Source organism: Phytohabitans aurantiacus, assembly GCF_027923225.1.
Classification (GTDB): Bacteria; Actinomycetota; Actinomycetes; order Mycobacteriales; family Micromonosporaceae; genus Phytohabitans; species Phytohabitans aurantiacus.
Genome location: NZ_BSDI01000030.1, coordinates 161,189 through 173,706, shown reverse-complemented (window position 1 = coordinate 173,706; position 12,518 = coordinate 161,189). Strand labels below are relative to the sequence as shown.

The 12,518-nt window shown below is 67.9% G+C and carries 7 protein-coding genes; 3 read left to right on the top strand and 4 right to left on the bottom strand.

What is annotated here, in order from left to right:
- Positions 1-107: 107 nt before the first annotated feature.
- On the top strand, positions 108-2,951 hold the full coding sequence (fxsT, locus tag QMG73_RS27275; protein WP_281900307.1) for an FxSxx-COOH system tetratricopeptide repeat protein: 2,844 nt from the start codon (positions 108-110) through the stop codon (positions 2,949-2,951).
- On the opposite strand, the gene QMG73_RS27270 is transcribed toward fxsT, so the two are convergent.
- Together QMG73_RS27270 and QMG73_RS27265 are read right to left on the bottom strand one after the other, a co-directional pair.
- Positions 2,948-4,771 carry an HEXXH motif domain-containing protein gene (locus tag QMG73_RS27270; RefSeq protein WP_281900305.1) on the bottom strand — a complete coding sequence of 608 codons (1,824 nt, stop codon included), beginning with the start codon at positions 4,769-4,771 and terminating at the stop codon, positions 2,948-2,950. The two genes, fxsT and QMG73_RS27270, sit on opposite strands and share 4 nt — an antisense overlap.
- A 246-nt stretch (positions 4,772-5,017) precedes the next feature.
- Positions 5,018-6,136, bottom strand: coding sequence for an effector-associated domain 2-containing protein (locus QMG73_RS27265; protein ID WP_281900303.1), 1,119 nt, complete (start codon positions 6,134-6,136; stop codon positions 5,018-5,020).
- Between the two features lie 188 nt (positions 6,137-6,324).
- Here QMG73_RS27265 and QMG73_RS27260 point away from each other — a divergent pair, with 188 nt between their 5' ends.
- Both QMG73_RS27260 and QMG73_RS27255 read left to right on the top strand, forming a co-directional pair.
- Positions 6,325-7,041 (top strand): HD domain-containing protein, encoded by a 717-nt coding sequence (locus QMG73_RS27260; protein WP_281900301.1) that lies wholly within the window; start codon positions 6,325-6,327, stop codon positions 7,039-7,041.
- Complete coding sequence (locus tag QMG73_RS27255; protein ID WP_281900299.1) at positions 7,038-7,946, top strand: dihydrodipicolinate synthase family protein; 909 nt, start codon at positions 7,038-7,040, stop codon at positions 7,944-7,946. The genes QMG73_RS27260 and QMG73_RS27255 overlap by 4 nt, the downstream gene beginning before the upstream one ends.
- 44 nt (positions 7,947-7,990) lie before the next feature.
- On the opposite strand, the gene QMG73_RS27250 is transcribed toward QMG73_RS27255, so the two are convergent.
- Both QMG73_RS27250 and QMG73_RS27245 read right to left on the bottom strand, forming a co-directional pair.
- Positions 7,991-10,471 (bottom strand): DNA gyrase/topoisomerase IV subunit A, encoded by a 2,481-nt coding sequence (locus QMG73_RS27250; protein WP_281900297.1) that lies wholly within the window; start codon positions 10,469-10,471, stop codon positions 7,991-7,993.
- 14 nt (positions 10,472-10,485) lie between these two features.
- Entirely contained in the window at positions 10,486-12,489 is a 2,004-nt protein-coding gene (locus QMG73_RS27245; protein WP_281900296.1) for a DNA gyrase/topoisomerase IV subunit B, read from the bottom strand.
- Positions 12,490-12,518: the final 29 nt, after the last annotated feature.

Sequence of the window (12,518 nt, the reverse complement as noted above, 5' to 3'; positions counted from 1 at the left end):
CAGCCGGCTCCTTACCATTAGACGCCAACGGCCACTAAGGTATTGCCCATCACGTCCCGGCCATGACCAGTTGGGGGTGAGAGGGTGCGGACCGCATCTGACAGCCCATGAAGATCGAACTTAGTGCTGAGCAGCAGGAACTGATCCGTCAAATCGTCAATATTCTAGACGAATCACGCAGGTTTCAACTGGAACAGGACCGCGTGCATCTGGTCAACGCACTCGCCGACACTGGCGTGCATTTAACCATCACCAGCAATTCCAATGTGCGTACTCACCTCTTTGACATCGTCAGGGCCTGTGTCCGCAACGGAAGTCTCAATGCCTTGATCCACACGGTCGCCACAATGCTCGGTCGGGTCTCTACGACGAGCGACCTTGAGCGCCTACTTGAGACAGGAAAATCGCAGCCATCGACGCCGAAGCGGCAGCCGGCCGGCGTACCGAAAGTGTTTGGCAATATACCGCCGCGCAACCCGAACTTTACAGGCCGCGACGACCTTCTGGACCTCCTCTACGGCCGGCTGGTCCGGGGCACGACGGCCGTGCTGCCAGAGGCTCTGCACGGCATGGGCGGCGTCGGCAAGTCGCAGTTGGCCGTGGAGTTCGTGTACCGGCACGCGCCCGAGTACGACGTCATCTGGTGGATCCCTGCCGAGCGGCTCGGACAGGTCACCTCCGCGATGGTCGAGTTGGCTCAGCGGCTTGGCCTGCCGGTGGGTGCGGAGGCCAACGCGGTGCCCGCTGTCCGCGAAGCGCTGCGGCTCGGCCAGCCGTTAGGAAACTGGCTGCTGATCTTCGACAATGCCGACAACCCCGAAGCGGTGCGCCAGTACTTCCCGATGGGCGGTCCCGGACACATCCTCGTGACGTCGCGCAATCCACAGTGGGCCTCCGTGGCGCGCTCCGTCGAGGTCACGGTCTTCCGCCGGGAAGAAAGCGTCGCCCTGTTGACGCGACGGACGCCCGAGCTAAAGCACGCCGACGCCAACGCGCTGGCCGAGGCGCTCGGCGACCTCCCCCTCGCGATCGAGCAGGCCGCAGCCTGGCTAGCGGAGACCGGTATGCCGGCACGCGAATACCTCGACCTTTTCCAGGAAAAGCGGATGGAGCTGCTCGAAGTAGCGCCCCCACCCGACTATCAGCTACCAGTCGCCGCAGCTTGGAACGTATCGCTCGACCACCTCGCGCGCAGTCGCCCCGCAGCACTGCGGCTACTTCAGCTCTGTGCATTTTTCGCACCCGAGCCAATCGCCCGGACACTGTTGTCCGGTCGGATGCAGATCGCCCCGGAGTTGGACGCCGCTCTACGCGACCCGATCCAGCTCGGACGCGCCATCCGAGAGATCAACCGGTACGGCCTCGCACGCATCGACTACGCGAAGAACACCATCCAGATGCACCGACTGGTGCAAGCGGTGCTCATGGAGCGGATGGAGACGGCCGAGCGGAGCGCCATGCTGAACGGCGCGCATCAACTGCTAGCGACAAACGATCCTGGTGACCCAGAGGACCGTTCGCACTGGCCACGGTACATCGAGCTCTATCCGCACATCCTGGCTTCGAACGCTGCGGTGGAGGGCAAGGACCCGTGGGTACGACAGCTCGTCCGGAACGAGGCGAAGTTCCTTTACTACTGGGGAAGCCACGCGGGCAGCCTGGCGCTGACCAGTCAGGCGTATCAGGCGTGGCGGCAGAGACTTGGGCCATCTGCCGCGGAGACCCTGGAGATCGCCCGTTGGCTGGGATTCATGCTCTTCAAAGTGGGCCGATACGCCGAGGCGAAAGAGCTCAACAAGCGGACGTTGGAGCTCTACCAGCAACAACCGGAGTTCGGAGACGATCACGAAGATACTATGCAAGCGATTCAGGCCGTGGCTTCGGATATGCGGGTCGAGGGGCGGTTCCGAGAGGCACTGGAGCTGTCGCAAAGCGTGTACGATCGCTGCATCCGACTCTTCGGGGATGAAGATCCGCTCACACTCAACTCGGCACACAATCTGGCCGTGAGTCTTCGGCTTGTCGGCGACTTCGCGAGGGCGCGCGACATCGACGAAGACACGTACCCACGCAAGGTACAGGTCTTTGGCCAGAACCACGAGGAGACCCTGCGCGCCCGTCGTGGTGTGCTAAAGGACCGCCGGATGCTCGGCGACTACGTCAAATCCCGTGCCGAGTTAGAACAGCTACACAGTCTCTACCTCGAGAATCTCGGCCCGAATGATCTCGAGACCCTTGAGACCGCACGCAGCCTATCGATCAGCAGGCGGAAGGCGGGGGAATACGAACTCGCACGTAAAACCTCCGCAGACACGCTGGACCGTTACGGCCGCGCGTTTTCCAACGACGACCCTCACAACCCTGTTTTCGGCAAGGTGCACCCCGACATGATGGCAGCGGCTTTAAATCTTTCACTCGACCTACGCTTGACCGGCGACATCTCCGACGCCTTCGAACTGGCGAGGAAGAACTACGACCATTACCGGCTTGTGTACGGGCAGTCACATCCGCATACGCTCGCGGCAGCAGGCAACTTGGCGATCATTCATAGGCTCCGTGACGAGGCGACCGAAGCACGGCGCATCAACGAGGAAATCGTGCCACCGCTGCGCGACAACCTCGGCGAGTCGCACATCCTGACGCTCTCCTGTGTCACGAACCTCGCGAGCGACCTCTTCTCGACCGGCGACATCGAGCATGCGCGGCGCCTCGACCAGGACAACCTCACCCGCTACCGGAGCGCACTCGGCGAGGACCATCCGTCCACATTGGCCGGCGCACTGAACCTCGCCATCGACCTTCGCGCGCTCGGGCAGACCGACGAGGCGTACGCCCTGCACAACGACACCGTCACGCGGTATCTACGGACGCTGGGGGCCGCCCATCCCGCGACAATCGCCGCCCGCCAATGGGAACGCGCTGACTGCGACATGGACCTGATGCCGCTCTAGCACGCCCGACGCAACCACTCCGTCAGATCCACCGGGTCGGTGCTCTGACCGGAGCGCGCGATTGCAAGGGCCAGCGAGCGCACCACCTCGGGCGCTCTGATGATCGCGCCGCCGACTGAATCACCGGAGGCGGACATCGTCAGCCCGAGGCCCAACCACGCGTGCGGGTCGCCCGGGTCGATGGCCAGCAGCCTCACATATCCCTGGCGGGCCGCCGGTAGGTCGCCGCGAACGTAAGCGACATCGGCGGCCACGGCGCCGGCGACGAAGGTGCCAGCATCGCCCGGATCCTTGCAGAGCGCGTCGAAGAGGCCCGGATCGAGCACTCTCAACCGCATCAGGACGGCCCGAGCGTCCAGGCTCCGCACCGACGGATCGAAGTGGATGGTCTCCTCCCGACACCCATCGACATCGCCAGCGGGGGCACCGCTCACCCACGCCTCCGCCAAAGCGACAACCCGATCCGGCGACGGCCGCACATGATAGGCCCGCCACTGTCCATAGTGGTCATCGGCGGCCGCGTCGGTCTGGGACTGGACGGCAGCCGGGACCGGGTCGTCTCGCCACGACCCCACCGCACGCACGAGGTGCCCGGTGAACGAACGCCCCAACTCCGTCAGGCTCGGCTCCCGCGACACCTGGTCGAGCACCCGGATGAGTTGTCGACGCCAGAGGGCGAACTCGAAGTCCGCGAGCCACCTGTCCACATCGGGCCCAGCGCGTGCGCGGCGAGCCCGCCAGAAGCTGGTAATGCCGACGAACGCGTAGCAGCCCTGCAGCACGCCGCCGAGCGGACGAGGGTCATCGCGCCAGGCCGCGTAAAGGTGACGGCTACGGTCACCTTGGTGGAGCCGGACCAAGTGGAGCAGTGCACCGAGCTTGACGTGCTGATACTCATGGATGAGCGTCGCCGCGAGCTGCAACGCGTCATCCGGCTCGGAGGCGACGATGCCACCGAACGCCTCGTCGCACGACGCACTCAAGGGCCGCAGCCGCTCCGCCGCCGGCAACGGCGTGATCGACGTCAACACGCGCGCGAGACCAACCGCACGCTCCGGCTGGGTCTCCGCCACCAGCCGCCAGGCGTCGTCGAGCACCCGCCGCCAGCGCGCTACGTCCGAGCCGCGCAACGGCTGTGGCGGCTTCGGTTGGCGCATGTCACGGTAGGGGTCCGCGTCGTCCAGCACGATGGTCAACCGGGACTCCCCCGCCGCGGCGGTCAGCTCGTGCGGGCTCTGCCAGCCCTCCGACGCCTCCCCCGACCGGGGCACGGTGACGCGCGACGCCTGGGCGGCCACCACGACCGTGTTGCCGTCGCCGCGAACCTCGGCGTACTCGCTATCCGGGGCGACGGTGGCGTACCCGAGGCCCGGCAGTACAGCCGCGCCAGCGCGTACGGGAATCCTGATGTCGAAGTCGACACCGGCCCGGATCGCAGCCACCGCAGCGAGGGCGTGGAGGTATCCCACGTCCAGCCAGAGTGGCCCGTCACCACCGGCGGAGCCGCGCGCGCGGCGAAGCGTGTGGGACACCCAGATGCCGGCGGGCGGATGCAGGAGCAGGCGCGCGACCACGTCGGGCGCGTAGCGTTCCACTCGGGCGAGCAACCGCCACGCCGCGTCGACCGGATCCAGCGGTCCGACCGGGTCGGGCACAGTCGCCAGTGCCCGCAGCAGGGCCGCCAGGCCGAGCTTTCGCCAGCTCAGCTCCGTACGGGACAGCAGCTCGGCACCCGAGCCGTCGCCATCCCCGTGCGCAAACGCGTCAAAGTCCGCCCACGGAACACTGTGCCGCAGCGGCGTTCGCAGGTTTTCCGACATCCCTAGTCCAATCGCTGCGGGTTATACCCACTGATGCTGCTACTCGGGTCGTCCACCCGCTGCAGGAGAACCTCTAGCGCAGGCCCGAACACATGATTATCGATCTCGGCCAGCTCAGCCAGGCTGGCAAGGCCAAGGTCGACTAGGTTGGACTCAATGCCTTCTGACATCGCCCTATTCCTTGATCAGAAGGATCCACCGGCTGCGATGCGGTGGCATTCTAACCTCCTACTTGGGCCTTGCTTGTCACAATCCGGCTAGCTGGGCGATCGTGGCGGCCGCGCGACTGCGGGGCTGAAGCCATTCAACCGCCTCGGCCAGGGCCACGACTCCTCCTGGCTCGGCCACGCAGGCGCGCACCAATTCGATGTCCTGGTGGCGGCGGACGGTGTGCGCGCGCAGGTGTAGTGGGCGGCCGAGCGACCCACTCACGATCTCGACCAGGATCTGGCGGCCGCCCTCATTCTGGAGCGCGACCACGTCGCTCAGCTCATCCACGAGCTCAGCGATGAGCGTCCACCGAGCGTCTGGCGCGACCGTGCTGGCATGACTGAGCAGGCGGTCGGTGTGGGCACCTGGCTCGAGCAGCCGAAACGCCTGCGCGAGCGCCGCCTGGCCGCCCTCGATTCGCCAGCACGCCATGGCCAGTTCGACCGCGAAGGCTCGTACGGTCACCTGGCCGCGCAGCGGCAACGGGCCGAGTTGGTCCTGGAGGAGGTCGGTGAGCAGCATGCGCCCCGCCTCCGACTGGACCGTGACAGATCCCGACAACTCGTCGATCAGCGCAGGTGGAGGCACGGATGGGTTGGCGGGTTTGGGCGGGCCGGGCGGCGGCGTTCGGGGCGGGTCACTCGGGCGGCGCGGCGGCAGTACCGGCATCGGGCCGAGCGCCGGCGCCAACTCGCGCGGCTGATCGGTGAGCACCCGCAGCAGTTCCTCCGCGCCTGGCACCGACAGGGCGGCGATCTCGTACACGGTGGCACTCGCCGGTTGCAGGAAAGCCGGCAGGTCTTCGGCGTTGCCGCCGGCCAACACGACGGGCAGGATGCGGGGGAACCATGTCGGGCGGTCGCCATACAGCCACTCTCGCAAGAGGACACTCTCGTGCCGTACACCCCGGCCGACCCCTGGCGCGGTCTGCCCACCCGCCCGCAGCTTGTACTGAGGCGACGCCACCACCAGCACGAAGTCGGCCTTGGTGAGCTCCTGCTCCATCCACTCTGGCCAGTCCTGCCGTCGTGCGGCCGCTTCGAGGTCCAGCTGCGCGTCGATGCCACAGCCGCGTAGAAACTCCCAGAACGCGCGAACTCGTTCGATGTGCTCCGCGCTGTCGTGGGCGTACGAGATGAAGACCCGGACCGCCACGCGTCAGCCGACCTCGGCCAGTTGCGGCCGCACGAAGCGCTCCGTTTCGGCGAGCGTCGGAGCGATCTGAGCGGGGTCGGCGGGGGTCGAGTAGATCCAGTAGTGGATTCCCAGCTTCACCCTCTCAGTCTGTCCCGCCCAGAGTCGGGCGGCCACCGCGATTGGTGGCGATCGTGTAGACAGGCTGCATGGAGGACGCCAACCCGACGTACCTGTTGAGTCTGCCGCTGCACGCGATCACGGAGGTCTACGGCGAGGAGGGACTACGGCGGCGGTTCGCTTTGGAGATCGAGCGATTCGACGAGGCCGATCAGGTGCGGATCGAGCGGGCGCTGGAGCTCGCGTCGCGGCTGCACCGCGACCATCGCCGCGTCCGCGAGCCTTATCTGAATCACCTGCTGCGGGTCGCGACGAGGATCATCACGTACTACCGGGTGCGCGACGTCGACGTCATCGTGGCCGCCCTCCTGCACGACGCCGTCGAAGACCACCCGGAGGCGCTGGCCGGCGGTGCGCCCACCGACCCGACGGAAGCCGCGCTCGCCGTGCTGACCCGCGACTTCGGGCCGCGCGTCGCCGATCTGGTGCGGTCGGTGACGAACCCCGAGTACGACCCGGGACGCGACAGCGACGAGCAGTACCGCGAGCACATCGCCGAGAGCCTCGACCGGCACCCGTGGGCGCGGGTCATCAAGGCGTCCGACTTCACCGACAACGGTGTCGGCGTCATCCACACCACGGGACCGAAGGTGCACCGGGCGGCGACCAAGTACCGGCCGCTGGTGCCGATCCTGCGCGAACTGGTCGGCCGGGCGGATACGCCGCTCGACGACGACGCCAAGCGGCACATCGCCGACCAACTCGACCTGGCGGAACGGCGATTCGCCGCCATCCTGGGAGAATGACCATGGACCTGGGCGGCGTCATCGTCGCCACCACGCTTCCGTTCACCCCCGACCCTGGCGCACCCGGCGGCCTCGCCGTCGACTACGAGCGCTTCGCGGCGCACTGCGACTGGCTGATCAGCAACGGATGCCGCGGCGTCGGCCCCAACGGCTCGCTCGGCGAGTACTCGTCGCTCACCGACGCCGAACGCCGCAAGGTCGTACAGGTGGCGGTCGAGACGGTCGGCGGGCGCGGGCTCGTCGTCGCCGGGGTGCACGGGGTCGGCTGGCACCAGGCCAAGCACTGGGCCGAGCTCGCCAAGGAAGACGGGGCCGACGGGGTACTGCTGCTACCGCCCACCCTGTACCGGGCGTCCGAGGCTGAGGTGATCGAGCACTACTCGCGGGTGGCCGAGGTCGGGCTGCCGATCATGATGTACAACAACCCGATCGACACCAAGGTCGACCTGGTGCCGTCGCTGGTGGCGAAGCTGGCCTCGATACCGAACGTGGTCGCGATCAAGGAGTTCTCCGGTGACGTGCGCCGCGTGTACGAGATCCGGGAACGCTGCGACATCGACGTGATCGCGGGCGCCGACGACCTGCTCTTCGAGAGCCTGGTCAACGGGGCGGTCGGGTGGTTCGCCGGGTACCCGAACGCGTTCCCCGCCGAGGCGGTCGAGCTGTACGAGCTGGCACGGGCCGACCGGATCGCCGAGGCGCGCGAGCTGTACCGCCACCTCGTGCCCGCGTTCCGGTGGGACTCGCGCACCGAGTTCGTGCAGGCCATCAAGCTGAGCATCGACATCGTGGGGCGCAGCTACGGCGGACCGACCCGGCCGCCGCGCGGCCCGCTGACCCCCGAGCACGAGGCCGGGGTGCGCGCCGACATGGCGGCCGCCCTCGAGTACCTGGCATCCCGCTGACGTGCCTGGCCGGCGGCGCGCGTCGCCGCCGGCCACACCGCTGATCAGCCGCGTTCGATCAGGTGGCCCACCAAGCTGGGGCCGTACAGGGCGGAGCCGGAGCCGTCGCGGCGGTCGTCGATCGGGGGCAGCTCGCGCGGGTCGCCCGTCGTGGTCGCGGCCGCCGGGCGAGACCCGACCCACGCCAGCGTCAGCTTGGTCTCACCCTTGAGGAAGCGCTGCGACCGTACGCCGCCCGTCGCGCGCCCCTTCGCCGGGTACAGGGCGAACGGCGTGACCTTGACGCTGGCACCCGTCGAGGTGACCACCACCGGCTCGCCGTGCTCGGGATCGTCGGTGCGGATCGCGCCGAAGAACACCGCCTGCGTACCGGCCGCCAGGTTGATGCCCGCCATACCGCCGCCCTTGAGGCCCTGCGGTCGCACCGCCTTCGCCTCGTAGCGCAGCAGCGACGAGTCGGAGCTGATGAACACCAGTGTCTCGGAGCCGTCGGTCAGCCACGTGGCGCCGACCACCTCGTCGCCCTCCCGGAGCGCGATCACCTCGAACTCGTCGGAGCGCACGGGCCACTCCGGCGCGCACACCTTGACCACGCCCTCCCGGGTGCCCAGCGCGAGACCGGGCGAGTCGGAGTCGGACAGCGGCGCCAGGCTGATGACCCTTTCGCCCGGCTCCAGCGGCAGCAGCTCGGACGCGGACATGCCGCCGCTCAGCGACACCGTGCCGGTGTGCTCCGGCAGTACCGGCAGCGGCAGCACGTCGGTCTTGAAGGCGCGGCCGCGATTGGTGACCAGCAGCACCCGGCCGCGTGCGGTCGAGTGAACGAGCGCGCGGACGCTGTCGTGCTTGACCCGGCCCTTGCGGCTGCGGCCTTCCGGCGCCTCTTCGGACTCGACAGCCGTGCGGGCAACGAGACCGGTAGCGGAGAGGATGACCTGGCACGGGTCGTCGCCGATCTCCAGCGGCCCGGCGGGCACCGACGCCGCGAGGGTCACCTTGAGGTCGCCGTCGATCAGCGTGGTGCGCCGCTCGGAACCGAACTCCTTGGAGATCTTCGCCAGCTCGTCGGAGACGACCTTCTTCAGCACCGACTCGTCGTCGAGGATCGCAGACAGCTCGGCGATCTCGCCGCGCAGCTTTTCGCCCTCGGTCTCCAGCTCCAGCCGGTCGAACTTGGTCAGCCGGCGCAGTGGCGTGTCGAGGATGTAGGTGGCCTGGATCTCGGAGAGCTTGAACTGCCGCATCAGGCCGTCTTTGGCGTCCTGCGCGTTTTCGCTCGCCCGGATCAGCCGGACCACCTTGTCGATGTCGAGCAGCGCGATGAGCAGGCCCTCGACGAGGTGCAGCCGCTCCTGCCGCTTACGCCGGCGGAAGGTGGTGCGCCGGGTGATGACCTCGTAGCGGTGGGCGAGGAAGACCTCGAGCAGCTGCTTGAGCCCGAGGGTCTGCGGCTGCCCGTCGACAAGTACGAGGTTGTTGACGCCGAACGACTGCTCCAGCGGCGTCAACCGGTACAGGTCAGCCAGCAGCGCCTGCGGATTGACGCCGACCTTGCACTCGATGACCAGCCGGGTGCCGTTTTCCCGATCGGTGAGGTCTTTGACGTCGGCGATGCCCTGCAGTCGCTTCGTCTTGTTGACCTCGTCGGTGATCTTCTCGATGACCTTCTCGGCGCCGATGCCGTACGGCAGCTCGGTCACCGTGATGGCCTGCCGGCCGCGGCTGCCCTCCAGCGGACCGATCTCCACCTTGCCGCGCATCCGCACCACGCCGCGCCCGGTCTCGTACGCCTTGCGCACCTCGTCGAGGCCCAGCAGGAGGCCGCCGGTGGGCAGGTCGGGGCCGGGCACGAACTGCATGAGCTTGTCAAGCGTCGCGTCGGGGTGGTTGATCAGCCAGCGGGTCGCCGCGATGACCTCGGCGAGGTTGTGCGGGATCATGTTGGTGGCCATGCCGACCGCGATGCCCGATGTGCCGTTGACCAGCAGGTTGGGGAACGCCGCCGGCAGCACCTTGGGCTCTTCGAGCGACCCGTCGTAGTTGGGCTTGAAGTCGACGGTGCCCTCGCCCAGCTCGCCGACGAGCAGCATCGCCTCGCGGGACATGCGGGCCTCGGTGTATCGCGACGCGGCCGGGCCATCGTCTGGCGATCCGAAGTTGCCGTGCCCGTCGATGAGCGGCACGTTGAGCGAGAAGTCCTGGGCAAGCCGCACCATAGCGTCGTAAATGGCGCCATCCCCGTGCGGATGGTACTTACCCATGCAGTCACCGACGACGCGTGCGGACTTGACGTAGCCGCGATCGGGGCGGTGGCCCTGCTCGCTCATCGAGTACAGGATGCGGCGGTGCACCGGCTTCAACCCGTCGCGCGCGTCGGGCAGCGCGCGGGAGTGGATGACCGAGAAGGCGTACTCCAGATAGGAGTCTTCGACCTCGCGCACGAGCGGGTTGTCGTGGACGTGCGCGCCCGCCTGGTCGAACGCGGCCAGGTCGGCCTTTTGCTGCGGGCCTTTACGGCGTGCCATTTACCGTGCGCTCCTCACGCGTCGATCATCTCTTCGTCGACCCGGCTGGACGAGTCGATCAGCCACGAGCGGCGCGGCGGGACAGCGTCACCCATGAGCAGCTCGAGCACGCGCTCGGCCGCGTCGACGTCGTCGAGGGTGATGCGGCGTACCGAGCGGGTGGCCGGGTTCATCGTGGTGTCCCACAGTTCGTCGGCGTTCATCTCGCCGAGACCCTTGAACCGCGGGATCGGCCTGACGATCTGCTTGCCGGCCTTTTCCAGGCGCGCGACGGTGCTCAGCATCTCGTTCTGCGTGTACGTGTAGCGGGTCTGCGGGTCGCGCCCCTTGGTGACGATCTTGTGGAGGGGCGGCATCGCGGCGTACAGCCGGCCGGCCTCGATGACCGGGCGCATGTACTTGGCGAACAGCGTGATGAGCAGCGTGCGGATGTGCGAACCGTCGACGTCGGCGTCGGCCATGATGAGCACCCGGCCATACCGCATCGAGCCGATGTCGAAGGTGCGGCCCGAGCCGGCGCCGAGCACCTGCACGATCGCGGAGCACTCGACGTTGTCGAGCACCTGCTGCATGGTCGCCTTCTGGACGTTCAGAATCTTGCCGCGGATCGGCAGCATCGCCTGGTACTCGGAAGACCTCGCCAGGCGCGCGGTGCCCAGGGCGCTGTCGCCCTCGACGATGAACAGCTCGCTGCGTTCGACGCCGGTCGAGCGGCAGTCGACGAGCTTGGCCGGCATCGCCGCGCCTTCGAGCGCGGTCTTGCGCCGCGCGGCGTCTTTCTGCTGCTTCTGGGTGAGGCGCACCCGGGCCGCGTCGACGATCTTCTGGAGGACCGTGCGCGCCTCGGTCTTGGTCTTGCGCGCGTCGACCCACGCCTTGACGTGCTGGTCGACCACCGACTGGATCACCTTGGTGATGCCGGCGGTGGACAGCTCGTCCTTGGTCTGCGAGGTGAACTGCGGCTCGGGGATGCGCACGTGGATGACCGCGGTCATGCCTTCGAGCACGTCGTCGAGGACCGGCGGGTCTTCCTTCGGGCGGAGCAGCCCTCGGGTGTTGCGGATGGCCTCGACCAGCGCCCGCACGACCGCCCGGTCGAAGCCCTTGCGGTGGGTGCCGCCGTGCATGTTGCGGATCGTGTTGGTGAAGCACTCGACGGTGCGCTCGTAGCCGGTGCCCCAGCGGAGCGCGACCTCGACCTCGGCGCGCCGCTCCACGTTGGACTGCATGACGCCGTTTTCGTCGGCGGCGTTTTCCCGGTATGTGCCGGAACCGTTGATGACGAGCGTGTCGCAGACCGGGCGGTCGCCCGCCGGCGCGAGGAAGTCGACCATGTCGACCAGGCCGTTTGGCGCCACGAACGACTCTTCGCCCTCGGGGTGGCGCAGCACATAGGTGACGCCCGGCACGAGGAACGCGGTGTTGCGCAGCTTGGCGCGGACGGCGTCGAGGTCGAGGGCGGCACCGCTCTCGAAGTAACGCGCGTCGTGCCAGTAGCGGATCGAGGTGCCCGTGGACTCGCTGGCCTTCATCTTCCGGACGACCTGCAGGCTGGCCTCGGGCACGCCACGCTGGAACGTCATCTGGTGCACCTTGCCGGCGCGCCGCACGGTGACGTCGAACCTGCTGGACAGCGCGTTGACCGCCGAGGCGCCGACGCCGTGCAGACCGCCGGAGGTCTTGTATCCCGAGCCGCCGAACTTGCCGCCGGCGTGCAGCCGGGTCAGCACGAGCTCGACGCCGGACAGACCGGACTTGGCGTGCACATCGGTGGGAATGCCTCGGCCGTCGTCGTCGACCTGCACCGAGCCGTCGTCGTGCAGGGTCACCTCGACGCGGGCGGCGTGACCCGCGACACCTTCGTCGGTCGAGTTGTCGACGATCTCGTTGAGGAGGTGGTTGACGCCGCGGCTGTCGGTGGACCCGATATACATGCCGGGTCGCTTGCGAACGGCGTCGAGCCCCTCCAGGTGGGTGAGGTCATCGGCGCCGTACACGGTCTCGGGCTGCGCAGTCACGGCGCCAGCGTAACGGCGCAGCCCGACAT

Bases quoted from the DNA above. Each gene is read 5' to 3' on its own strand.
- fxsT (WP_281900307.1), top strand. From the start codon at position 108: ATGAAGATCGAACTTAGTGCTGAGCAGCAGGAACTGATCCGTCAAATC.
- QMG73_RS27270 (WP_281900305.1), bottom strand. From the start codon at position 4,771: ATGTCGGAAAACCTGCGAACGCCGCTGCGGCACAGTGTTCCGTGGGCG.
- QMG73_RS27260 (WP_281900301.1), top strand. From the start codon at position 6,325: ATGGAGGACGCCAACCCGACGTACCTGTTGAGTCTGCCGCTGCACGCG.
- QMG73_RS27255 (WP_281900299.1), top strand. From the start codon at position 7,038: ATGACCATGGACCTGGGCGGCGTCATCGTCGCCACCACGCTTCCGTTC.
- QMG73_RS27250 (WP_281900297.1), bottom strand. From the start codon at position 10,471: ATGGCACGCCGTAAAGGCCCGCAGCAAAAGGCCGACCTGGCCGCGTTC.